At 74.3% G+C, this 24,210-nt stretch carries 16 protein-coding genes and 1 pseudogene; 11 read left to right on the plus strand and 6 right to left on the minus strand.

The features are described 5' to 3' along the window. Positions 1-196 precede the first annotated feature (196 nt). The 4 genes from ACFVXG_RS00490 to ACFVXG_RS00505 all read left to right on the plus strand — a co-directional run bounded on the left by ACFVXG_RS00490 (position 197) and on the right by ACFVXG_RS00505 (position 6,545). Positions 197-3,049 (plus strand): AAA family ATPase, encoded by a 2,853-nt coding sequence (locus ACFVXG_RS00490; protein WP_387922861.1) that lies wholly within the window; start codon positions 197-199, stop codon positions 3,047-3,049. Between the two features lie 128 nt (positions 3,050-3,177). Continuing rightward, positions 3,178-4,746, plus strand: coding sequence for a SagB family peptide dehydrogenase (locus ACFVXG_RS00495; protein WP_387922863.1), 1,569 nt, complete (start codon positions 3,178-3,180; stop codon positions 4,744-4,746). Further along, positions 4,743-5,570, plus strand: a complete 828-nt coding sequence (locus ACFVXG_RS00500) for a DUF6065 family protein (RefSeq protein WP_387922865.1) — start codon at positions 4,743-4,745, stop codon at positions 5,568-5,570. Before ACFVXG_RS00495 ends, ACFVXG_RS00500 begins: the two co-directional genes overlap by 4 nt. Before the next feature lie 6 nt (positions 5,571-5,576). Further along, on the plus strand, positions 5,577-6,545 hold the full coding sequence (locus ACFVXG_RS00505) for a JmjC domain-containing protein (RefSeq protein ID WP_387922867.1): 969 nt from the start codon (positions 5,577-5,579) through the stop codon (positions 6,543-6,545). A 36-nt stretch (positions 6,546-6,581) separates the two neighbouring features. Here the strand turns inward: ACFVXG_RS00505 and ACFVXG_RS00510 are convergent, their stop codons facing one another. From ACFVXG_RS00510 to ACFVXG_RS00520, 3 genes are read right to left on the minus strand one after another with little or no spacing between them, the layout of a single operon-like run. After that, on the minus strand, positions 6,582-7,763 hold the full coding sequence (locus ACFVXG_RS00510) for a TfuA-like protein (protein ID WP_387922869.1): 1,182 nt from the start codon (positions 7,761-7,763) through the stop codon (positions 6,582-6,584). Next, positions 7,764-9,017 (minus strand): YcaO-like family protein, encoded by a 1,254-nt coding sequence (locus tag ACFVXG_RS00515; RefSeq protein ID WP_387922871.1) that lies wholly within the window; start codon positions 9,015-9,017, stop codon positions 7,764-7,766. Positions 9,018-9,044: 27 nt separating this feature from the next. Then, positions 9,045-10,208 carry a hypothetical protein gene (locus tag ACFVXG_RS00520; protein ID WP_387922873.1) on the minus strand — a complete coding sequence of 388 codons (1,164 nt, stop codon included), beginning with the start codon at positions 10,206-10,208 and terminating at the stop codon, positions 9,045-9,047. A gap of 226 nt (positions 10,209-10,434) precedes the next feature. On the opposite strand from ACFVXG_RS00520, the gene ACFVXG_RS00525 reads away from it, so the two are divergent. The 6 genes from ACFVXG_RS00525 to ACFVXG_RS00550 all read left to right on the plus strand — a co-directional run bounded on the left by ACFVXG_RS00525 (position 10,435) and on the right by ACFVXG_RS00550 (position 19,150). After that, positions 10,435-11,772: a JmjC domain-containing protein gene (locus tag ACFVXG_RS00525; RefSeq protein WP_387922875.1), complete on the plus strand. Its 1,338-nt coding sequence runs from the start codon at positions 10,435-10,437 to the stop codon at positions 11,770-11,772. Between the two features lie 59 nt (positions 11,773-11,831). Continuing rightward, the gene (locus ACFVXG_RS00530) at positions 11,832-13,142 is read left to right on the plus strand and encodes a JmjC domain-containing protein (RefSeq protein ID WP_387922877.1); all 1,311 of its coding nucleotides are present in this window, start codon (positions 11,832-11,834) and stop codon (positions 13,140-13,142) included. A 44-nt stretch (positions 13,143-13,186) separates the two neighbouring features. Continuing rightward, positions 13,187-13,321 carry a hypothetical protein gene (locus ACFVXG_RS00535; protein WP_387922879.1) on the plus strand — a complete coding sequence of 45 codons (135 nt, stop codon included), beginning with the start codon at positions 13,187-13,189 and terminating at the stop codon, positions 13,319-13,321. Between the two features lie 87 nt (positions 13,322-13,408). Beyond that, positions 13,409-14,209, plus strand: coding sequence for an HlyD family efflux transporter periplasmic adaptor subunit (locus tag ACFVXG_RS00540; protein WP_387922881.1), 801 nt, complete (start codon positions 13,409-13,411; stop codon positions 14,207-14,209). Further along, positions 14,209-16,404, plus strand: coding sequence for a cysteine peptidase family C39 domain-containing protein (locus ACFVXG_RS00545; RefSeq protein ID WP_387922883.1), 2,196 nt, complete (start codon positions 14,209-14,211; stop codon positions 16,402-16,404). Before ACFVXG_RS00540 ends, ACFVXG_RS00545 begins: the two co-directional genes overlap by 1 nt. Position 16,405: 1 nt before the next feature. Continuing rightward, positions 16,406-19,150 carry an NHLP bacteriocin export ABC transporter permease/ATPase subunit gene (locus ACFVXG_RS00550; RefSeq protein ID WP_387922885.1) on the plus strand — a complete coding sequence of 915 codons (2,745 nt, stop codon included), beginning with the start codon at positions 16,406-16,408 and terminating at the stop codon, positions 19,148-19,150. A 32-nt stretch (positions 19,151-19,182) separates the two neighbouring features. Here the strand turns inward: ACFVXG_RS00550 and ACFVXG_RS00555 are convergent, their stop codons facing one another. From ACFVXG_RS00555 to ACFVXG_RS00565, 3 genes and pseudogenes are all read right to left on the minus strand, one after another. Further along, entirely contained in the window at positions 19,183-22,257 is a 3,075-nt protein-coding gene (locus tag ACFVXG_RS00555; protein ID WP_387922887.1) for a lantibiotic dehydratase, read from the minus strand. Between the two features lie 468 nt (positions 22,258-22,725). Continuing rightward, positions 22,726-22,857, minus strand: a pseudogene (locus tag ACFVXG_RS00560) (pirin family protein); the annotation flags it as partial. A 50-nt stretch (positions 22,858-22,907) separates the two neighbouring features. Then, on the minus strand, positions 22,908-23,624 hold the full coding sequence (locus ACFVXG_RS00565; protein WP_387922889.1) for a flavodoxin family protein: 717 nt from the start codon (positions 23,622-23,624) through the stop codon (positions 22,908-22,910). A gap of 214 nt (positions 23,625-23,838) precedes the next feature. Here ACFVXG_RS00565 and ACFVXG_RS00570 point away from each other — a divergent pair, with 214 nt between their 5' ends. Continuing rightward, complete coding sequence (locus ACFVXG_RS00570; RefSeq protein WP_387922891.1) at positions 23,839-24,201, plus strand: hypothetical protein; 363 nt, start codon at positions 23,839-23,841, stop codon at positions 24,199-24,201. The last annotated feature ends 9 nt before the right edge of the window (positions 24,202-24,210 follow it).

Below are 24,210 nucleotides of genomic sequence, written 5' to 3' on the forward strand. Positions count from 1 at the left end.
ACCGCCCTGCGTCTGTGAGGAATGCCACAGCTGCCTCTCGACCGTCCGGGTGAACGCGCCCCACCTCCTGTCACGTACTCAACTGTGCAAGGAGGACGTCGGAAGACGGCAGCCCGGCAGGGCGAACGAACAAGCCCGCGCCGGGCGCGGACGCGAGCGACACGGGCACGAAGACACTCCTGGGGAGGAAGTTGCGGTGTTACCCCTCGGTTCCCTGGCCTCCCGCGCCGCGAGTGACCCACCGGCCGCGGCGCCCACGGCTCCCACCGTTCCGCACCTGCGCGAATACGACCGCGCTCGGGCCGCCCTCGACCAGGCCCTCGTGCAGGGCGCCCGCGGCACCGGCGGATCCCTCCTGATCACGGGGCCGGCCGGCACCGGACGCACGGCCCTGCTCGACGACGCCGCCGCGGCGGCCCGGCAGCGCGGGTTCACCGCCCTGCACGCCCGGTGCAGCTACGCCGACCGCGACGCGCCGCTGGAACTCCTGCGCCGGCTCGCGCGGTCCGCCTGCCAGGCGGGCGACCAGCGCCGCTGGCTCCCGATCGCGCGGCAGGCCGCGGCGATGCTGGTCGGCGTGCCCGCTGAGGACGCCCTCCGCACCGCCGCGCTGCGCGGTCTGTACGACGTCCTCGGCCGGTTGGCCATGCCGGAGGCCGCTGGACCGCTGCTGGTGGCCGTCGACGACGTGCACTGGGCCGACGAGGATTCCCTGCGGTGGCTGGTGGGCCTGGCCGAACGCTGCAGGGACGTTCCGGTGACCGTCGTCCTCAGCTTCTGCCCCGGCGCCGAGGCGCACGGCACCGACCTGTTGGCCGAGCTGACGCTCACCCAGACACGGGAGGTGTCGCTGCGCGAGCTCGGGCGGCCCTCGGTGGCCGCGGTCCTCGAACACCACCTCGGGGCCGGCCCCGACGAGGAGTTCACCGACGCGTGCCTGGCCGCCACCCGCGGCAACCCCCTTCTGGTCACCGCGCTGGCCGCCCGCCTGGCACAGCTCGGGCACGGCTGCGACGCCCGGGCCGCCGCCGCTCTGCCCGACCTCGTGGTCGACTCCGTGGCCCGGTCCGTGGGCGGCCGACTGCGCCGGCTGTCCCCCTACGCGCTTGACGTCGTCCGCGCCGTCGTCGTCCTCGCGTCCCCCGCCACGCCGGCCCGGATCGCCGAGCTGACCGGACTCGGTCGGCCGGTCGTCACCCAGGTGGTCGAGCGGCTGGTGCGCCTCGGTGTGCTGGCCGCCGGCCCGTCCGGTGTGACCATGCGCCACCCGATGCTGACCACGGCCGTCAGGGCGGCCCTGGCCCCCAGCGAGGCCGAGGCGCTGCACGGCAGAACCGCCCGCCTCCTGCACCAGAGCGGCGCCGCGCCCGACGCCGTCGCCCGGCACCTCGCGCACGCCCTGCCCAGCGGAGAACCCTGGGTCCTGGACGCCCTGCGGGCCGGTGCCGCCGACCGCCTGGCCGCCGGGGACCCCGGCACCGCGTGCTGCTACCTGCGTCGTGGTCTGGCCGAGCCGCTCGCCCCCGAGCCCCGTTCCGCGCTCCTGCTGGAACTGGCCGAGGCCGCCACCCGCACCGACCTGGCCGAGGCCGCCACCAGCCTCGACCAGGCGATCCGGCTCTCACCCGACGCCGGCCGCGCCGTGTGCCGGACCCCCGGCCTGCTCGACCTGGTGCTGCTGGGCGCACCGCCCGACCAGGCCGAACGGATCGCCCTCGTCCTCGTCGGCCCACACCTGCGCGACGCCGACCCGGCCCTCGCCCTGCGGCTGTCCCACTGCGGGGTGCGGGGACCGCTCCCGCCGCTGCCCGGCTCCCCGACGGCCGGCGGGAACACGGGCAGCGGCGGCGCGTTCGCCCAGGCGCTGGCCGCCCTGACGAGGCTGCACCGGCAGGCGGGGAACGCCACCGCGTCGGCGGACGCGCAGCAGGCCGCGCGGTCCGAGTTCCCCACCACTCCCGCCCAGGTCATGGCCCACCTGTGGGCGGCCGACGTGATGATCCACACCGGGCAGCCGGAGTCGGCCGGCACACTGCTGGAGGCCGCGCTCATCCGCACCCGCCGAGGGCGGCACCAGCCCCTGGAGGCCCTCACCCGGTCCCTGCGCTCCCTGCTGCTCCTGGCGACCAAGGGACCGGCCGCCGCCCTGGAGGACGCCGGCGCCGCCGCCGCGACGCTGCACGCCTGCGCCGCCGCCCCCTCGGGACCGCTCGCCACCCTGGTCCGGGCCCGCCTGGTCCACCTGCTGACGCTGACCGGACGTCACGAGGAGGCCGCCACGGAACTCGAACGCGCCGGCGTCCCGGAAGCCCTGCCCGGCGGACTCGCCGGCGCCACCCACCTCTTCGCGCGCGGCGAGCTGAAGGCCGCGCTCGGCTACACCGAGGACGGTGCCCGGGACCTCCTGGAATGCGGCCGGCGCATGCGGGAGTTCGGCATCGCCGATGCGCTGCTGCCCTGGCGCTCCTCGGCTGCCCGCGCCCTCCTGTCGGTCGGCCGGGACGGGCAGGCCCGCGAACTCGCCCTCGAACAAGCACAGTGGGCGCGCACCCAGCACGCCCCCGCGGTCCTCGGCCTCGCGCTGTCCGTCGCGGCCTGGACGGCCGGCGGTGCGGCGCCGGACGTCATGGCCGAGGCGGTGGAACTGCTGCGGGCCCACGGAGCGCCGCACGACCTGGCCCGGGCCCTCACCGACCAGGGCGCGCTGCTGCACCGGACCGGACGCACCGGCGCCGCCCGCACCGCCCTGCGCGAGGCCGTCCAACTCGCCCAGGACATCGGCACCACCGGCGTGCTGGAGCACGCCGCCGCCGAACTCACCGCGGCCGGGGGCCGGATGCCCCGCTCGCGCCGGAAGGGCGTCGACGGCCTGACCGCCACCGAACGCAGGGTCGCCACGCTCGCGGCCACCGGCCACACGAACCGGGAGATCTCCAAGTCCCTGTTCGTACAGCTGCGGACCGTCGAGATCCATCTGACCAACACCTACCGCAAGTTGGGGATCGAGAGCCGTCACCAGCTGCGGCACGTCCTGCCCGGTGCCACCTGACCTCCCCGGAGACCGAAGCCACCGAGGAGCGGACCGAAGACAGTTCCCCCGGTCCTTGACCCCGCCCGGCGGACCTCCGCACGATGCCGAGTGGAAGCCCCGGGGCGGCACGACGAAGGGACCGAGCAGTGCAGAACGAGCCGGGCGCCGGCAGCGGGGAGCAGCAGGTCTCCTTCGCCGCCGACGTGCGCCTCCACCTCGACGACGACCGGCTCGTCGTTCACCGCGCACCGCGGTCCTACGTGCTGCGCGGCCTGCCGCCCGAGCTCCGCGACACCCTGCGCGGCCTCGCCCGCGACCCCCTGCCGCTGCCGGGCGACCCGGCGGCGCCACCGGCGCCGGGCCGGGCGACCCACCACGCCGCCCTCATTCGGGTACTCGAACGCCTCAGCCACCTGCTGGTGCGCGACCTGCGCGCCTCCGGCGGCCGCACCCTGCTCCGCGTCGAACCCCTGCGGGCGCTGTCGCTGACCCTGCCGCCCCCCGCGGCGGCCGACACCCCGATCCGGCTCTCCCGGTTCGCCCTGCTGCGCGCCGACGGCGGCGCCGTCGTCCTGGAATCCCCCCGTTCACCGGCTCGCCTGCGCCTCACCGACGACACTGCCCGCGCCGCGGTCCTGCAGCTGGCCGAACCCCGCACCGCCGAGGACCTGCTGTCGGTTGCCGGGCCCGGCGACCCCGGTCTGACCACTGAGGTCATGGCCCGGCTCACCGGACTGCTCATCGGTCTCGACCTCGCCGAGACCCCGGGCCGCGGCGGCGAGGACGACGACCCGGCACTACGTCAGTGGGACTTCCACGACCTGCTCTTCGCCGCCCGCAGCACCCCCTCGCGCGACACCCTGCCGCGCTTCCTCAACGTCCTGCCGCCCCAGCCCGCGGTACGCCCGCACCCGCCCGGTGCCGCCCGCGTCCCGCTGCCCCGGCCCCGGCTGGCCGACCTGCTGCGCGACGACCCCCCGCTGACCGTCGTGCTGGAGTCCCGCCGTTCCTGGAAGCACTACGGGGACGAGCCCGTCACCACCCGTGCGCTGGGCGAGTTCCTCTACCGCACGGCCCGCGTCCGCAGCCGCCTCGGCGATCGCCCCGGACCGTACTACGCGTGGGACACCCGCCCGCTGTTCGAACGCACCTCCCGGCCCTACCCCGGTACCGACGGCATCCACGAACTGGAGTTGTACGTCACCGTCAGCCGCTGCGACGGACTGCCCGCCGGTACCTACCACTACGATCCGCTCGATCACGCGCTCGTCCCGGTGGAACGCTGCGAGCGGGTCGGCGAGATGATGACCCGTCGCATCAGCACGTGGCACCGGGCCACCCCCGACCTGCTGGTCACCGTCACCTCACGCGTCCAGCGCCTGTCGTGGAACTACGGTGCGATCGCCTACGCCCTGACCCTCCAGCACCTCGGCGTCCTGCACCAGACGATGTACCTGGTGGCCACCGCCATGGGACTGGCACCCTGCGCGCTGCGTGGCGTCGCTGATCCGGACGCCGTCACCGCGGCCCTCGGGCTGGACGGCACGCGCGAGGTCGTGCTCGGCGAGTTCCTGCTCGGAACCCGCCCCCACGACGCCCCGGCCCCCTCGGGCGTGCCGGACGCGGACGGCTGGGAACCCGTCAACTCCGCCGACTGGGGCCACCGGGCCGCCACCCCCGGCGGACCCGAAACCGCCATGGGACAGGAACGATGACCACGCCACCGCGCACCCCCGGCCGGGCTCCCCGCTCCACCGCACCCGCCGACGGCGGGGCCGGTCCCCTGCCGCTGACCGCCTACACCGTCGACGGCGGCCCCGACCTGCCCCTGGTGCCCGCCCCCGTCCACCGCGAGTGGATCGCGGCGACCGACGAGGGCTTCGCCCGCCGCTGCCTGCCGCTGATGGCGGCCAACCAGTCGGAGTGGTGGATCCTCAACAACAGCACGTTCACCGTCGAATGGGAGGGCAACCGGCACGCCCCCGCCCTGCGGGTGCGCTACGCCGACGAGAACGCCCGACGGGCGGCGTTCAGCAACTTCGGGCACGGCGTGCTCACCTTCCACCTGCCCTACCTCTTCCGCACCCCGCCGGGCTGGAACCTGCTCGTGCGCGGCCCGGCGAATCTGCCCAAGGACGGGATCACGGCCCTGTCGGGACTCATCGAGACCGACTGGACCAGCGCGTTCTTCACCATGAACTGGCAGGTCACCCGGCCGCACCACCCGATCGAGTTCCGCGCCGGGGAGCCGGTGTGCGCCTTGGTGCCGCAACGGCGCGACGAGCTCACCCGTTTCCGGCCCGAGACCGCTCCACTGGCCGGATCGCCCGAGGAAGAGGGCTACCGCGCCTTCAGCGCCAGCCGGGACCGGTTCAGCGAGGAACGCCTCATCCCGGGCACCCGGGCGCACCAGCAGCAGTTCCAGCGCCACTACCTGCGCGGCGAGGACCACCACGGCGAGCGGTTCCCGGAACACCGGCGCAAGGTGGACCTCCAACCGTTCACCGACCGCGCCCCGAACGCCGAGGAGAAGGAGTAAGCAGCCATGCCCCTGCCGGAGTTCGACCTGGCACGGCTGCTCGCGCCGGTCACCGTCGAGGAGTTCGAACGCGACTTCCGCGAGCAGCAGCCCCTGCACGTGGCGCGCGAACAGCCCGGCCACTACCGGGAGCTGCTCACTCTCGACGACTTCGACAGGCTGCTCGCGCTGTCCGGCCCCGACTTCCACCAGCTCCGGGTGGTCCACGCCGGACGCAAGGATCCCGTCGAGCCGGGTACCCGCCTGGGCACCGTCTACGACGCCTTCGAGGCGGGCGCCACCCTCCAGGTGCAGCACGTCGACTCCCGCTGGGAGCCCCTGCAGCCGCTCACCCGGGCCCTCGGCCAGTGGGCCGGCGCCAAGGTCTGGGCCAACGCCTACCTCACGCCCGGCGGCAACGCCCAGGGCTTCGTTCCGCACCACGACGGGCACGACGTCCTGGTCGCGCAGATCCACGGCGCCAAACGCTGGCGCCTCTACGGGGTGCGCACCCCGCTGCCCTTCGAAGGCCGGATGTTCCGGGAGAGCAGCCCGGGGGCCGCCCGGTACGACCGGCACCTCCTCCTGCGGGCCGGCGATCTGCTCTACCTGCCGCGCGGCACCATCCACGCGGCGGCCACCGAGGACGTCACCTCCCTGCACCTCACCATCGCCGTCGAGCCGGTGCTGTGGTCCACCGCCATCCAGGACGGGATCCGCAGGGTGTTCGAGCAGGATGTCGCCTTCCGCCGCTCGATGCCGCCCGGGTTCGCCACCCGGCCGCGGACCGAGGAGACCATGGCCGAACTGCTTCGCCTGCTGTGGGAACGCCTCTCGCCGCGGGAGCTGGTCGCGCAGGCCCAGCGCACCGCCACCGGACTCCAGAACCCCGGCGCACGCGGCCGCCTCACCGCCATCGCCGCGGCCGACCCTGCCCCCGGTTCCGACCCCGGCGCTGACTCCGGCGCTGACTCCGGCCCCGACTCCGAGGAATGACGGCGGGAGCCCGGCCCGGGCTCCCGCCGGTGCGAGTCACGCCCTCGCACGGATCAGACGGACACAGGCTTCTTCGACCCACTCGAAGGGGATGCCACTGGGGAGGTTCCCGTCCCGCAGGTCCGCTGCGAGCGACTCCCACGTCCGGTACCCGTGGAGTCGCGCGACACTCCCCCGGACCTGCTGTTCGTGATCAGGGGTCACCTCGGCGCCGTGGCCGAGCTTGTGAGCCTCCAGACGAAGGACCGCGTGCCACAGCATCACCTCGGTCTCGAACTGCCCGAATGAGGCGACCTTCTCCATGAGGCGACGGTGAATCTCCCGCCGGTCCCGAAAGACGCGGGCGAGGGCTTTCTCGGCCAGCGGGTTCCGCGGCGACCTCGGGCAGTCCTTCGCGGCGATGCCGTCGAATTCCGGTTCGTCGGCCACCAGCCACCGCAGGTACTTCCGATACCGCCCGCTACCGGCCAGGAAACGGGGCAGCTCGGTGTCGAGCCGTGGCCGGTCGTAGCCGAGCAGCGGATCGTGGGAGAAGTACCGCGGCCCCCGGTCGAGCCTCCGGGCCACGCCGTCGAATTCGCCCTGGTCAGGCGTAACGGCCAGCAGGCGAACAGCGCTCAGCGCATCGGCCCGCTTGATGTCGACGGCCGCACAGGCTTCTCGTATCGCCCCGTCCGGATCTCCCACTCCTGCTTTCCTGAGGATCATTCGCCACGTTCTGTCGGGGTAGTACAACGCCGTCGCGGCGTGGATCAGCGCGTCCTGCTGGGACGACGTGACCAGGCGGAGTCCGCGCAGCCTCCGAACGGCCGCGCGGATGTTGACCAGGGCGACGCTGACCGCCGCATAGTCCCGGTCGGGATCGGTCGCGACCGCCACCGGGTCGTCCGAATCCAGCAGCCCCATCCGGTACATCCGGTAGACCGCACCCACCCCCCGCACGCCTGCCGGCCGGCATTCCGCCGCCCGGATGGCCCCCATGCTGGACGCGCCGAAGATCTGCGCACCGTCCTGGGCGACGTCCACGACCTCACGCGTCGAAACGGGGAGTTCATGCGCGAAGGTGCCGTCGATGACGAGGATGCGGGTACTGCCTCCTTCCCTGGCCCGGTACACGTCTCCGCGCTTCGCGGGCGGCAGGATCTCGGCGGCGGGCAGGAGCTCCCTGGCCTGGCCGGGTGCCAGGGAAGGACCGGTGAAGACAGTCGTTTTCCTCACTCAGACCACCGATCCGAGCATGCGGAGAGTCGGGGTTCGCGAGGTCTCACCGTAGGAGCAGGCAAGACCCGGCACGAGAACGCGGACGACGGGAACGCCGAGGTCCGGGCGCGTCACTTCCGTCACCAGACAGTGCTCCGTTCCCGCGGCGCGCAGCCGGCCGACGACCTCCTCGATGCCCTGCAGGACGTCGTCGCAGCCGCTCCTCTCCCGGGGGAACGCCAGGGTCGGAGAGCCGTAGTAGAGCTCCGACCGCCTCTTCTGCTCGGCGGGCCTCCGCTTCGAGTGGATGCTCTCGAACACGTCACGAGCGCCGCCGGCGACACCACTGTGCGCTTGGCAGGCTTCAGTGATGGCACGGACCAGTGCGCGCCGGGGGTCGAGGTCGGCGCCGTACCCCCCGAAGGTCACCGACTCGCCCGCGGAGCCGAAGAAGTCGTCGTCGATGAGAACCACGCCGAACACCGGCACACCGATGGCGCTCGGTATCTCCTGAATGCGCACGACCAGCCGCTGATCGCCCAACTTCTCGATGAAGTCCCGCGCGGTTCCCGGTGGCACGGTCGCCGGATCCACGATCCTCAGCGGGCGGGGCGGAGAGAACCCCGGGTCGTGGTGGGCGGTGTAGAAGTCCTCCTCGGACACGGCGTCCCGCTCGATGAGTTCGTACAGCGCGTGGAGCACGGATTCCGCATAGGAGTTCCCCGACGCCAGCCCGTTCGTCTCGATCCGGGCGGTGACTCCCTCGCTCGCCGGGTTCAGGACGAGGTCGGTCGGCACCAGCCTGTGGTCCCTCCCGATCAGGTCGTACGCTCCCGTCCACGAGTACACCGCATCGGGCCGGTAGGACGTGTCGGACGGAAGGTTGAACGCCGTCGGGTCCACCGCTCCGGAAGCGGCCAGGTCCTGGTAGGACCCGCGGACGACCCGGTCGGGCGGCAGGGCCTCGGCCGACACCCGCTCGATCGCCTCCATGACGGCGCTCAGTTTCGCCGCGAGGGCCGTGGCGCCCTTGCCCATGCTCACGGCCAGGTCCTTGGCCAAGGGTGTGACGGCCGACCACACCGGAACGCCGATGAAGTCGATGGGCGCCAGGTCGTACACCCGCGTGACGGGAACCCGGGGCAGCAGGGGCGCGAGCCACTCCCACGTTTCGGCGAAGTCCCTCACATGCCCCGCCTCCGTCCTCGCGGTGCCGTGCTCGAACGACGAGGGGCCGAGGGACGTGAGACTTTCCGGTGCTACCTGGCGCACGTCGGCTTCCTGTTCTGCGGTCGGGGGTCAGTTCAGTGGGCCGGTGAAGTCCGGGGCGACGTAGTGCAGCAGGCACATCGTGACGTGACGGCCGACGGGCAGCGGGTCGCGCCAGTGCTCGTCGTCGGTGCCGCTGTAGACGACGGCGTCGCCCGTGCCGAGCGCGACCTCGTGCAGGCGGTCGGCAGTCCGGATGCGGAACGGCCACGGGTCCGCGCCAGCCAGGTCGTCGTCCACGCACAGCGAGACGTTCCACCGGCACTGCGGGCGGTCCCGGTGGGGCGCGAGGGCGGCCCCGGGCTGGTAGGTGACCGCCCAGGTGTACGAGGGCCGCACCGGCTCGTCGGCCCACGCGGTGACGGCCCGCGCGAGCTGCCGCTGCACGAACAGGGTGACGGCGTCGCAGTACATGCCGTCCCGCAGGCCGTCGCGGACCTGCTGGCGGTCCGTACTGAAGCAGCCCTCCCGGCGCATCCGCCGGAAGTGCCGCCGCAGCGCCGCCACGAACAGCGGAGGGAACACCCCGCGCAGGACCAGTACCCCGTCCCCGCTCTCCTCCGCCGGGGCCGCCGGCGGCCCCAGCGGGGTGCGGGGCACGAGCACGCCCGCCAGCCACAGGGCCCGCAGCGCCTCCCGGGAGAGCGCCGCGGGGGGCGCGCCCTCCAGGGCGACCCGCCGCAGGTCCGGGCCCCAGGTACCGTCGCACCACCAGGGCACCACGGTGCCCGAACGGGCGTCGCGCACCCAGACGACGGGCCGTTCGGCGGCGAAGTCCCGCGGGCCCGAGACGACCGCGTGGCCTTCGGGTGCGTCCGCGGCGACGGCCTGCGGCAGCTCCGGACCGTACTGGACGTGGAGACCGGGGTTGACCCGCAACTCGGCGGCGTCCGGCACCGGAAGGCCGGCGGCCCGCGGCGGCAGCAGGACGAGCAGCTCCTCGTCGACATCGCAGCGCAGCCGCAGTTCCTCCAGTCGGGCCGGGGCCTCGTCCGGCGGCAACAGCAGGCCCAGGCGCACCGCCGCCTGGCGCTTCTCCTGCGGCGTCGCCTGCTGCCCGGCCAACAGCGCCGGCAGCAGGGCCAGTTCGGCGGGGGCCGTCAACCTGACGCGCTCCACCGGCCGCCCGCGTCTGCGAACGGAGAGGAACACCTCCAGGGTCACCTGCGGGTTGGCGACCAGGTCGTCGTTCATGAGCGCGCCGGGCCCTGCCCTTCCGTATCCGGTCCTGCGACGTCCTGTCCGGTGAACTGCGAAGAACTGCGAACTGCGACTGGGGGAACCTCGCCGAGTCGACCAGAGGCACCGGTGTCCCGGCAAGGCGCAGCCCCAGGGATTTCGGTGACTTCTCGGTCCGCGCCGGACCCGAGAACTTCACCACAGGATGTGCCCCGGGACAGTTGTCGAATCGTGCCGGTGCGTGTGGGCTGTGGAGCGGGCCGCCTGCCCCGGCGGGGTCCGCCGCCCGGCGCCCGGGGAACCGCTGCCGGCCCAGGCCACCGACCCCGAGGAGGATGCCGTGCGGTTCACCGCCCTGTCACAGATCGTCCCGTCGCCCGAGGACTTCGCGGCGAACCCGCCGACGCGCCCCCAGGTCTGGTCGATGCCGCCGGAACCCCTGCGCCGGCTGCTGGACCACGCCGGTATCGACCGGATGCTGCGCACTGGCGTCCCGGCCGCCGCCTTCCGCGCCGTGCGCGACGGCAGGGGCGTGGATCCGGCCGAGTACGTCTGGGGGGAGCGTCCCATCGAGCGGCCGTTCGCCGACACGGTCCGGCCCGGCGCCGTCGGCACGCTGCTGCGTGACGGCTCCACGATCGTCCTCGACGTGCTGCACCGCTTCTGGGAACCGGTCGGTGACTTCTGCCGCCGGCTCGGCCACGAGGTGGGCCTGCCCGCCTCCGCCACCGGCTTCATCACCCCGGCCGACCAGCCCGGTTTCCCCTACCACCACGACGAGGGCGGCAACCTGCTCATCCAGACCTCGGGCAGCAAGACGTGGCGGGTGCACGAGGCGACGGCCCCCGACCCGCTGCCGCACGAGACGCTGCGCCGCAACAGGCCCGACGAGGCCGTATCCGCCCGCCTGGCGCAGCGGCCGCCCGCCCTGGAGACCACGCTGCGCCCGGGCGACGTGCTGTGGATCCCGCGGGGCTGGCTGCACAGTGGGATCGCGACCGGGGAACCCTCCGTGCACGTCGCCGTCGGCTTCGTCCCCGTGCTCACCCGCTACTGGCTGGCCGGGAAGCTGGCCGAGCGACTGGACGAGCGGCGCCCGGAGTTCGCCGGCTTCCGCCGGGAACTGCCCTGGGGCATCACGCGAAGCCCCGGCGAACTGGCCGCCGTCCTCGCCGAGGTGGCCAAGGAACTCGCCGAGGCCCTGCCCCTGGTCGACGCGGCGGGCCTGGCCGACTCCCTGGTGCGCGACGTCCGCAAGAACTTCCTGGAGCCGCCCGGCACACCGACGGTCTCCGCGACCGCGGACCCCACCGGCCCGACCACACCCGTCGTCCTGGTCCCCGAGGCGGTCGCCGGTGTCGAGCGCGCTGACGCCGGCCGGCTCCGCCTCCACCTGGGCAGCACCACCCTCACGTTGCGCGGAGCCGTCGCCGACCACATCGAAGACCTGTGGTCCGCCGACGGCGGGGAGCGGTGGTGCGCCCACGACATCGCGCCGCTCGCCGGCGAGGCCGCCGCCCTCGACCTCGTACGGACCCTGCTGCGGCTGGGTGTCGCGCGCCGCGCCGACGCCGGTTGACCCGGCACTGCCCGAGCAACCCACCGCAGCCTTCCCCGCCGGAACGGAGAGACCGGACCATGCGCTACCGAGCACTCGCGAAGCTCGTGCCGTCACCCGAGGAGTTCCTGTCGGGCCCGCCCACCACTCCGCAGGTGTGGTCGATGCCGGCGGGCGAACTGGCCGGGCTGCTCGACCTCGAGGGCACCGACGAGCTGCTGCGCGACGGGGTGTCGGCGGCCGACGTGCGCATCGTGCTCGATGGCCGGGAGGTGCCGCCGGCCGACTACACCTGGGGCGAGCGGTCCCTGGAGCGGTCCTTCGCCGGGCACGTGCGCCCCGGGGCGGTGACCGGGCTGCTCGACCGGGGCGCCACCCTGGTGCTGGACAACATCCACAGGTACTGGCGGCCCGTCGGTGACTTCTGCCGCGGCCTCGCCCACGAAGTCGGCACGGCCGCCACCGCCACGGCCTTCCTGACTCCGCCTGGCAGCACCGGCTTCCCGTACCACTTCGACGAGCGCGGCAACGTGCTGGTCCAGACCGTCGGCAGCAAGACCTGGCGGGTGCGCGAGCAGCCCTTCCCGGACCCGCTGCCGCACGAGACCAACCACGACAACGGCCCCACCGCCGCGCAACTGGAGCGGTTCGCGCACGAGCCCGCCGCTCTGGAGGTGACCCTGCACCCCGGCGACGTGCTGTGGATCCCCCGCGGCTGGCTGCACAGTGGCACCGCCACCGACGAGCCCTCGGTGCACGTCACCATCGGGTTCGTGCCGATGCTCACCCGGCACTGGCTCGCCGAGCAGCTGGTACGCCACCTGGGCAGCCGCAAGGGCGAGTTCACCGACCTGCGCGCCGAACTGCCGTGGGGCCTGGGCCGCGACACCGGTCGGCTGACCGAAGTGACCGACGAGGTGCGGCGGGAACTGACCGAGGCGCTCGCCCGGGTGGACAGCGCCGCCTTCGCCGACGGCGTCGCCAGGCTGGTGCGCGGTGGCTACCACGAACCGCATGTCGCTCCCGTCGCCGCGGCCCTGGGCCCCGCCGTCGACGCCGACGCCCTCGTCGTCCTGGTCCCCGAGAGCCTGTTCGACATGGTCCACGGCGACGATGGGCGGCTGCGGCTGGACCTCGCCGACCGGTCCCTGACGCTCCAGGGCCCCGCCGCCCGCTTCCTGGCGGCCCGGTGGGGCCAGGGCGGTCAAGTCCCGTGGTGCGCCCGCGACATCCCCGGTGTCACCGTGGAGGCGGCCGTGACGCTCGTCCGCACCCTCCACCGCGCGGGCATCGTCCGCCGGCCGGCACCGGAACGCCGCGGGTCACCGAGGGACCTACCGTCACATCTCCCGGAATCCGTTGACCCGGAATCAGGCCGGTCCGAACCTTGAGGCGTCCGACCAGGACATTCCTGTCTCGAGAGAAAGGAAAAGGCATGGCTGCGAACGACACCGATGCCGCCCAGGACGTGGACGCCGAACTCGCGGCGACCGAGATCATCATCACCGAGGAGGAGCTGGAGGACGTCTCCGGCGCCTCCCTGCCGATCCCGCGCCTGCTGAACACCTGATCGACCGGGTGCCCGGGCCGGCGACGGCCGGTTCCCGCCGGATCGCGGCCGACCCGGGCACCCGCCAAGCGAAAGGTGCACACCCGCATGGAGTTCCGTCGCCGCGCCCTGGCCAGACTCGGCCGGGCCGAGGAGTCGGATGTCCCGGTCGTGCTCGCGGGCACCCGCAGCGTGCTGCTGCTCGTGCTGGCCACCGTCCTCGTGGCGGGCGGCGCCGTGTGGGCCTGCGCCGGATCGCTGCCGCAGACCGTGCACGCCCCCGGGGTCCTGACCCGCGCGGCCGGCAGCACGACCCTGCGCAGCCCGGTGGCCGGCCGGATCGTCGATGCCCCCGTACCCGAGGGCGCCGAGTTCACGCCCAGCACCGTGCTCTTCACCGTCGCGGGCGCCGACGGGCCGCACGCGGTGCGGGCGGCCTCGGCCGGCCGGATGGCCTCCGTGCTGGCCGTGGTCGGCGGGGAGGTGACCGTCCGCGACACCCTGGCCGTGATCGAACCGGGTCCGGCCGGTTCCCCGCTCGAAGCCGCCCTCTACCTACCGCCCGCCGACGCCGCCCGCGTCCGGCCCGGCCAGCACGTGGACCTCGCGGTGCTGTCGGTCCCCGACCGGAAGTACGGCGTGGTGCGCGGCACCGTGCAGGAGGTCGGGGCTCGCCCCCAGAGCCGCGGACAGCTCGCGGCCTTCCTGGCCGACCCCGAACTCGCCGGCGACTTCACGGCCCGGGGCGAGCCGGTCCGGGTCATCGTGCGCCTCCTGCCCGGCAACACGGTCAGCGGCTACCGCTGGTCCACGCCGCAGGGGCCGCCCTACCCGATCGACACCCGCACCCTGGTCAGTGCCGCCATCGACCTGCCGCCGGTCAGGCCGGTCAGCCTGGTGGTGTCCTGATGCCGACGGCCGTGCGGCACCGCCGGGTGCGTACCCCGCGCGTCCAGCAGATGGAGGCCGCGGAGTGCGGCGCCGCGAGCCTGGCCATCGTGCTGGGACACCACGGACGCCACGTGCCACTGGAGGAACTGCGGATCGCGTGCGGGGTCTCGCGGGACGGCGCCACCGCCGCGGCCCTGGTCAGGGCCGCCCGGAGCTACGGCATGAACGCCCAGGGACGGCGTCTGGAGCCCGGGCAGCTGGCCACCCTGCGCCAACCCACCGTCGTGTACTGGCAGTTCAACCACTTCCTCGTCGTCGAGGGCTTCAGCCGCCGGTTCGGCAGGCACCTGGTCCACCTGAACGACCCGGCCTTCGGCCGCCGCAGCGTCTCGGCCGAGGAGTTCGACGAGAGCTTCACCGGCCTCGCCCTGACCATGAACCCCGGCGGCGATTTCGTGCGGGCCGGACGCCGGCCCGGCCCGCTCGCCGGACTGCACGGACGACTCGCCGGCACCGCTCCCCTGTTGTGGCTCATCCTGCTCTGCGGTGTGCTGACCACCCTCACGGGCATCGCCCTGCCCGCGCTCACCCGGTGGTTCGTCGACCTGGTCCTGCCGCACGGCGACCAGCCCCAGGCCCCCTTCCTCCCCCTCATGGCCGCCGCGGTGCTGCTCACCGCGGGGGTGACCGCGATGCGCCAGGGATTCGTGCTGCGCGTCCGCCTCGTCGCCGCCACCCGTTCCTCGGTGCGCTTCCTGCGGCACCTGCTGCGGTTGCCCACCGCCTTCCACGGCCGGCGCAGCACCGCCGACCTCACCCGCCGCATGACCTCCCACGACGACGTGGCCACCGTGCTGTCCACCGACGTCACCAACCTCGCCGTCAACGCCCTGACAGCAGCGGTCTACCTCGCCCTGCTGGCGACGTACGACACCTGGCTCACCGGCGTGACCGTGGCCCTGTCCCTGGTGAACCTGGCCGCCGCGCGCCAGGCGGCCAGGGCCCGTGCCGACGGCGCCACCCGGCTGGCGGCCGACGAGACCCGGCTCTTCACGACCACCGTCAACAGCCTCCAACTCATCGAGACGCTCAAGGCGACCGGCGGCGAGGCCGAGAACTTCCGGCGCTGGACGAGCGCCCTGGCCACGGTGGTGACGGGGCGCCAGCGCGTCGACGCCGTCGGCTCGCTGCTGATGGCGGTCGCCCCGACGGTGGCCGCCGTCAACGGAGCCCTGCTGCTCCTGATCGGCGGGGTGCAGGCGGCCCACGGGCGGCTGAGCATCGGGGCGCTGGCGGCCTTCCAGGTGTTCGTCACCGGCTTCAGCGTCCCGCTGGCCCAGCTGACCGCCTCCGTCGGCCGCCTCCAGGACTTCGGCGTCCTCGTCGCCCGCCTCCGGGACGTGGAGGACGTTCCCCCGCAGGACGCAGTGGACGCGGGGGGCACCCCCACGGAGCCCGACCCGTCGCCCGACGGGCAGGGCACACCGCACCGGCTGACCGGTCACCTGGTCCTGGACCGTGTCAGCTTCGGCTACAACCCGACCCGGCCCCCACTGCTGCACGACGTGTCGCTGACCGTGCGGCCCGGCCGGCAGGTCGCGCTCGTCGGTGCCTCCGGCAGCGGCAAGTCCAGCGTCGCCCGCCTCGCGCTGGGCCTGCACCGGCCCTGGAGCGGCACCGTCACCCTCGACGGACGCCCGTTGGACGACGTGCCGCACCAGGCCCTGACCTCCTGCGTGGCCTCCGTCGAGCAGGACGTCGTGCTGTTCGAGGCGAGCCTGCGGGACAACATCACCTTGTGGGACCCCTCCGTGCCGGACGAGGACGTCGTCGCCGCCCTGCGGGACGCCGCCGTCCTCGACGCGGTCCTCGCGCGCCCCGGCGGCATCCACTGCCGGGTGGCCGAGGACGGCCGCAACTTCTCCGGCGGTGAACGCCAGCGCCTGGAGATCGCCCGCGCGCTGGTGCGCAACCCCCGCCTGCTCGTCCTGGACGAGGCCACCAGCGCCCTGGACGCCGAGACCGAAGCCGTCGTCACCGACCGGCTGCGCCGACGCGGCTGCGCCGTCGTCGTCATCGCCCACCGGCTGAGCACGGTGCGTGACAGCACCGAGATCATCGTCTTCGACGACGGACGGGTGCGCGAACGCGGCACGCACGACGAACTGCTCGCCGCCGACGGGCCGTACAGCCGGCTGGTCAAGGAGGGCTGACATGGAGTCCCGGACCGCCGCACCGGCATCCCCCGACCCCGCGGCCTCCCTCGCCCGCCGCGGCGAACCCGCCGGTCAGCGGCCCCTCACCCTCACCTCCACCGGCGTGCTGTGGCTGGTCGCGGCCGGATCCGCCGACCTGTTCGCAGCCGACCCGGCGGGGACGGGAGGCCCCTGGCACCACCTCGCCCGGCTGGGGCCCGGTGCCGTCCTGGCCGCCCCCGCCGCCGGACCCCGCCACCAGCTCGTGCTGCGTCCTCTGGCCGACGCCCGGCTGCGCGCCATCGACCTGCCCGAGGACCCCGCCGACCCCCTGACCGGCCCCGAGCTCACCGCCCTCGACCTCGGCGTCGACACGGTCCTGGGCGTGCTGGCCGACTTCACCGCCGCGTCCGCACCGGGCCCCAGCCGCTGCGCGGCACCACCGACCGGCGCCGTACACGCCGCCCGCAGTGGGCAGGCCCGCACCGGCGCTGCCGTGCACGCCCGCGCCGCAGCACACCTCGCCGACGCCCTGCGCGCCGCCGAGACGGCCATCGACACCCGGGAACGGCGCCGGGACCGTCAGGCGGCCGCCTCCCGGCTGGCCGACCGGGACGCCCGGCGGCGTGCGTCGGACGCCTTGCGGGCCGCGGTCGCTCCCGGGCGTGTCGCGGCCGTCGTCCCCGGGGAGGGTACGGACGCGGCCGACCGCTACGCCGCCGTCGCCGTCGCCCTCGGCCTGCCCCTCGCCCCCGACCGTGCCCCCGCTCCGGCCCCCGCCCGACCCTTGGCCGGGCCCGGAGCCGAGGACGACCCCGTCGCGGACCTGGAACGCCGCACCGGCACCCGGGCCCGCCGGATCGCCCTGACCGGGCCCTGGTGGCGCTTCGACCGCGGCCCGCTGCTGGGCCACCGCACGGCCGACGGCACCCCCGTCGCCCTGCTGCGGCGGTGGGGCCGCTACCGACTGCTGGACCCCGACGGGGGCGGTTCGCCCGTCACCGCGCGCACCGCCGCGACCCTGGAGCGGACCGCTGTCACCTTCCACCGCCCGCTGCCCGCCGGGCCGTTGCGGCTGCGCGACCTGCTGCGGCACGCAGTGCGCGGTGCGCGGGCCGACGCCGCCCGGATGGTCGCAGCCGCGCTCGCCGCCGTGCTCCTGGCCTCCCTCGTACCGCTGGCCACCGGCACCGTCCTGGGCTCCTACGTGCCCGCCGGGCGCACCGGCAGCATCACGCAGCTGTGCCTGGCGCTGATCGCGGCCGGCCTGGCGTCGGCGGTCTTCGGGGTGGTCGAGAACGCCGCCCTGCTGCGGTTGGAGGGACGGCTGGAGGCCACCGCCCAAGCGGCGCTGTGGGACCGGCTGCTGCGGCTGCCGGTGCGCTTCTTCAGCCGCCGCTCCACCGGCGAGCTCGCCCAGACCGTCCTCGGCGTCCTGGCCGGGCGCACCGCGCTGGCGGGCCTGACCTCCCTGCTGCTGCACTCGGCCGTGGCCGTCGTGGTCGGCCTGGCGCTGATGTACTGGATCAGCCTGCCACTCGCCCTGGTCGCGACCGGGCCGATCCTCGCCGCCGTCGCCGTGCTCGGCCGGCTCGGTCTGCTGCAGGCCCGGGCCCAGGAGGAACTGCTGGCCCGCAGCAGTGCCGTGACCGACCGGGTCTTCCACCTGCTGCGCGCGCACACCAAGATCCGGGTGGCCGGCGCGGAGGACCGCGTCATCGCCGACTGGGCGGAACGCTACCGCGACCAGCAGTGGGCGACCCGCCGGGCGGTGCGCCTGCAGAACACCGTGGCCGTGCTGGCCGCTTGCTACCCGCCGCTGTGTGCGACCGTCGTCTTCCTGGCGTCCGGTCCCGTCGGCGCCGGGGTCTCCGAGGCACGGTTCCTGTCGTTCTACGCCTCGCTCTCGGTGGCCGTCAGCAGCGCCGTGCAGGTCGCCGTCGCGCTGAACTCGGCTCTGGCCGCCGTCCCGCTGTTCACCCGGCTGCGCCCGCTGCTCGCGCACCCGCTGGAGGCCGGCGCGGACGCGGAAGCGCCTGGACAGCTCGCCGGTGACATCACCGTGGAGCACCTGTCCTTCGGCTACGAACCCGGTGTACCGGTGCTGCGGGACGTCTGCCTGCGGGTGGGTCCCGGGGAGATGCTCGCCGTGGTGGGCCCCAGCGGCTGCGGCAAGTCGACCCTGCTGCGCCTGCTGCTCGGCTTCGAGCAGCCGTCCTCGGGCGTGATCCGCTACGACGGCCGCGACCTGGCGACCCTGGACGGCGCCGCCGTCCGGCGGCAGTGCGGCGTGGTCACCCAGCACGCACGGCCGCTCGACGGCACCGTCCTGCAGGCCATCACCGCCGACCGCGGTCACACCCTGGAGGAGGCGTGGCAGGCCGCCCGGCTCGCCGGACTCGACGAGGACATCGCCGCCATGCCGATGGGCATGCAGACGCTGCTGGGCGACGGCGGCGCCCTGTCGGGCGGACAGCGGCAACGCCTCGCCATCGCCCAGGCCCTGATCAGGCAGCCCCGCATCCTGTTCTTCGACGAGGCCACCAGCGCGCTCGACAACGTGACCCAGGGGGTCGTCGCCGACAGTACGCTGCGGCAGCGGGCGACCAGGATCGTCATCGCCCATCGGCTCTCCACCGTCGTGAACGCCGACCACGTCATCGTGCTCGACGCCGGCCGAGTGGTCCAACAGGGCGCGCCTGCCGCGCTGATGGCCGACGCCGACGGCCCGTTCGCCCGGCTGGTTCGGCACCAGCTCCACTGACCCCCACCGCTTCGCTGCCCCCACCGCGCCGGTCAACCGGGGCCGGCGTTCCGGTGGCGCAGGCTGCCGAGGTGGTCGCGTGCCACGCCCCGCAGCACCGCGAGCGTGCGGGTCTCGTGCCCACGGTCCGGGCCGATCAGCCGGTTGTGCTGCATGTGCAGCAACCCGTCGACGGCCACCGAGGTCCGCTCGTCGAGCGGCGCGCCGATCACGGCCTCGCCGAAACGGCGCGGCGCACCGCTCCGCGCCCACAGCCCCGCCACCGCCCCGGCTCCCGGCAGCCCGCCGAACGCCTGCAGGCAGCGGCCCGGAACGATCCGGGTGAGCGCCGCCGCCCGGTGGCGCCGGTAGAACTGCCGGCCTTCCTCGGTGTTGGGGTACTGGCGGTCCACCCACTCCCACCACGGCCAATCACCCAGCGCGTCGAGCAGGACGCCGTGCTGCGCCGCCGCCACGAGCTCCGACGGCAGGCCGTCGCCGCCCGCGGCGCACACCGGAATCAGGCCGAGCGCCGCCCGGCTGTCGAGGGCGAAGACCTCCTCCGCCAGTGCCAGGGCCGCCGGGCCGCCATAGCGCTGCTGCTCCGGGCGGTAGCCGTCGAGCACCCAGTCGCCGACCAGCCCCGCTTCCCGCAGCCGCGTCAGGCCCGCGTGCAGCGTCGGCAGCACCTCGCGCAGCAGCACCGCCGGATCGCCGTGCAGCCGCAGCCGCAGGTGCGGGGCCGGATCCTGGTACCGGGTGAAGAACCAGCGGTCGGTGTGCCCCGACTCCCGCACCGCCTCCAGGAGGCGCCCCAACGGTCCGGCCAGGAGCCGATCGTGCTCCTGCGCGGCCGCGTACAGCTTGACGTACAGCCACTCCCCGCCGGGGCTGTGGAGGGGCACGGGCGAGACCGGCGGCACCGGGGCGGGCCGGGCCGGCTGCGCCGCGGGATCGGGCAGCCGGGTCAGTGACACCGCGATCTCGTGGGCGTGCCCACCGAGCCAGCCGAAGGCATCGGGGGCGGACGCCAGGTCCTCCTGCACCTCGACGCTGCCGTCGCGCAGCTCCTGCCGGAGCACCTCGCGGTGCAGCGGTTCGTCCAGGTCGAGCGCGCAGACCCGGTCCCCGGCCGCCGCGAGCACGTGCCGGGCCACGCCCAGCGACGACCGCCACTCCTCGAAGGCCGCCCGCCACCGGGCCGCCGGGACGTCCGGGCCGAGCATGCCCGGTGCCGGCCGCCACCGGGCCGGGGTGACCACCACGCGTCCGTGCCGCACCCGCGGCAGGAACGGGTGGGCGTCCATCGCCCCCCAGCGCCACGGCGACCAGGTCGCCTGACGCACCGTGGACAGCTCCAGCAGGAACCGCACGAGCGGCGGCGCCGCGGTCGCGCTCAGCAGGTGCGGTTTGCGCACGACGATCTCCCGGCCTCGCTCCGGTTCCACCAGCCGCAGCCGGCCCCGGTCGGCGACGACGGCCAGCCGCCGCCAGTCCAGCGTGCCGGGGGCCGACCGGTCGGCGAAGACCCCGACCGGCAGGACCTGGTCCAACAGCCGGGGCACCTGGCTGATGTTGCGGTGCCGTGCGCCGGCCGGTTCGAACATCACCTGGGCGCGGACTGCCCCGGGCGGTGCGGGTTCCGCCACCAGGGCCGCGACCTCGCGGGTCCCGAGGAGGTCGGCGAAGCGTCCCGCCGAGGCGCCCGCGCTCTCCGAGCCGCCGGACGGCGACAGCAGCAACGTGAAGTCACCCGCTGCCAGTTCCGGCACGCTCCGCGCGAGGACCTGGACGAACAGTTCGAGCGACGCGGGGCCCGGTTCGCCGTCGTGCGCGACCTCCAGCCGCCGCAGCGTCTCCTCCCCCAGCAGGACCTCCCGGCCGCCGTCGCGCACCGCGTCGTGCACCAGCCGGGCCAGTGCCGCGTCCCGCTCCCCGCCCGGCCGCGGCCGACGGTGCGCCGCCGGCCGGGCGGTACCCGGCAGCCCCAGGCCCCGGTGGGGGTCGGTCAGTTCGGGCAACGGCACCGACAACCCGTCGCCGTACCGCTCGGTGAAAGCGGCGGCATAGGCGTCCAGGTGCGGCAGGATTCCGTGGTGCGGCGACATCCGCCACAGCGAGGCCGCCAGGTGCTCCAGTTCGCGGCCGACAGCGGACGGCAGGCCCACCGCGGCGTCCGCCCGCACGTCGACCTGGAGCGGCGGAGGCCCCGACTCGCGGACCCCGCGCAGCACCGCTTTCGCCCGGCGCAGCTCCTCGCGCCCGTCGCCCGGCGACGTGCGGGCGTAGGCCTCCAGCGCTTCCCGCGCCCCGGCCGGCACGGCCCGCGTCCCCGGGACGGCGCGCAGCCGCAGGTCGTCCAGCGCGGTAGCGCCGATCACCTCGGCCGTCAGGGAGGTGAGCAGGAACCGTGCCGCGACCAGTCTGCGCAGCAGCTGGTCGGCCCACTGCGGTGCAGGTGCCAGGCCGCGCTCCACCAGTTCCCCAGCCAGGGTGGAGAACCGCACGGGCAGCGCCGCGCGCTCGGACACGAACCGGACCGCAGGGCCCAGCCGGACCGATCGGTCCCGCTCCGCCGTGGCGCCGTCCGCCGGTGCCGCCCACGGCAGGTGCAGCCGGTCGCCGCGGATCCGGCACAGGTCGTTGACGACGACCTGCGCGTCGCCGACCGGCCCGCCCGCCGCCACACACGCGTCGACGACCCCCGCGAACCACTCGGCGTCCGGGCGCACCGACTTGCGGTGCGCTTCGCCGACCCGCGCGTAGGGCGCGGGCGTCAGCTCCGCGAAGGCGACCCCGGCGAAGGTTCCGAAGGGGGTCGGGCGCCGGGTGATCCGCAGGGCGTATTTCGTCAGGGCCACGGCCACCGCGACCAGCCGCCCGCGCCGCGGCACCCGGCCCTGCTCGATCTGCCGCAGCGCCGACGCGAGCGAGTCGCTCGCCAGCTCCACCGCCTCGCGCAGCACCGGGTGGGAGGCCAGGGCCGTCACGTACGCGGCCAGCTCCTCGTCGGTCCCGTCCGGGTCGTACCGGGCGGCCCGCGGACCCAGTGGGTCGAGAGCGCCGACGGGGAGGGCGGCGATCCGCAGGACGACCCGCTCGGCGGCCGCGTACCCAGGGGTGGTCATGCCCCCACTCAACGGTGGCGACAGCACGGTGGCAATGGCCCGTACCAGGGATCTCGGCATACTCCTCGGTCCCGCCGCCCGGACAGCCGTACGCACCTGACCACGGCAGCGTGGCCGCGCCGCCACGGCGCGGACGCACTGCGCGAGGCCGCCACCAACCCACGACTGGAATTCACCCGGGACGCACCGGCCCTTGGGAGCTGACCTTCAGTAGCGCTCGGCGGTGACACCATCAACCACACGTGGACGCCGGCCTGACTGCCGTCCGCAGACGGCTTCCACGACCGTAGACCGGCGCCATCGCCTTGATCACGTACGTGCACTACGAGACCGAACCTCCCAGACGGTGGTCGCGGCCCGGCGCCGCACACCAAGCGCTCCCCCGGCTCCCCCAATCCAGTGACAGCCATCTGCCGGCGCAGGGCCCGGCAGCCGTTGAGACCCGAAACGACAACTGGCGGCGAGACGCAGCACTGGGGAGGGCAGCCGCGCACCGTCGTAGCCATGCATTTCACCGAACCGGGAACCCTTCTCCCGATCCGTTCGCGCCCGTACGATCTCGTTACCGGACCGGCCGATGCAGTTCCACCACGTAACGATCAGGCACACCCGGCCAGGCTTCCAGCCCCACCCGACAAATGCCTGGCGGCTCAGCGGTGTTCGGGGTTCTCGAAGTCGAAGCGGCAGCCGGCGTCCCACTCGGAGCGCTGGTTGCCGTGGGCCGGGATGCCGCCGGCGTCCTTGAGCATCCGGGCCAGGTGGAGCTGGTTCCAGGTCATGAAGGTGGTGTTGCGGTTGGTGAAGTCGTTCTGCGGGCCGCCGGAGCCCGGGTCGAGGTAGGACGGGCCCGGGCCGGCCTCGCCGACCCATCCGGCGTCGGCCTGCGGGGGGACGGTGTAGCCCAGGTGCTGGAGGCTGTAGAGGACGTTCATCGCGCAGTGCTTGGCGCCGTCCTCGTTGCCGGTGATCAGACAGCCGCCGACCTGGCCGTAGTAGGCGTACTGGCCTTCGGAGTTGAGGATCGAAGAGCAGGAGTAGAGCCGCTCGATGACCTTCTTCATCACGGAGGAGTTGTCTCCCAGCCAGATCGGGCCGGCCAGGGTGAGGATGTCGGCGGACATCACCTGGGAGTAGATGACCGGCCAGTCGTCGGTGTCCCAGCCGTGTTCGGTCATGTCCGGCCAGACGCCGGTGGCGATGTCGAGGTCGACGGCGCGCAGGACTTCGACCTCGACGCCCTGGCGTTGCAGGATGCCGGTGCTGACGTCGATCAGGCCCTGGGTGTGGCTGCGTTCCGGGGAGCGTTTGAGGGTGCAGTTGATCACCAGGGCGCGCAGGTCGGCGTACGAGGTCGTCGGATCCGGCACGGGGGTCTCCTTCGGGGTCCGGGAGACCGGTCCGCGGCGGGCTCCCCGCACAGCTCACCAGCCCGGTTCGGCGGGCGCGCGCCGGGCTGGGCCGATTGCCTGACGGTGGGATGCCGGGTTCCGGGTCGGCGATGTCCGAGGGCTCCGCCCCTGTTCGGCCGGACGGCCGATCAGTAGCATGAACTCGCCTGCCACCGTGGCTCCGAGGGGATGAGTGACCGCCGTGATCACGCTCACCGCAAGCAGCCTGCCCGTCGACGTCGTGGACATCGACGTGGACATCGACCTCGCCCTGGCCGGCGACATCGCCGCGGACCTCACGGACCTCGCGGAACCGGGTGCCCTCTCGATCCCGGTGGAACCCATGCCGCAGGTCACCCAGATGGATCCGCTGCCGCCGCAGTCCATCCAGATGGACTTCGAGTTCGACGTCGCGGCCCCGGCGGGGCCCGCACCGCAGGTCGTCCAGACGTACGTCCAGCTCGACCCCCCGCTCCTGGTGGACGCGACGGCGCCCCGGATCACCGACACCGCCGACACCGCCGACACCGCCGACACCGCCGCCGGCACGGTCTGAGGACCGCGC

It is taken from the genome of Kitasatospora sp. NPDC058162 (assembly GCF_042884005.1).
GTDB lineage: Bacteria > Actinomycetota > Actinomycetes > Streptomycetales > Streptomycetaceae > Kitasatospora.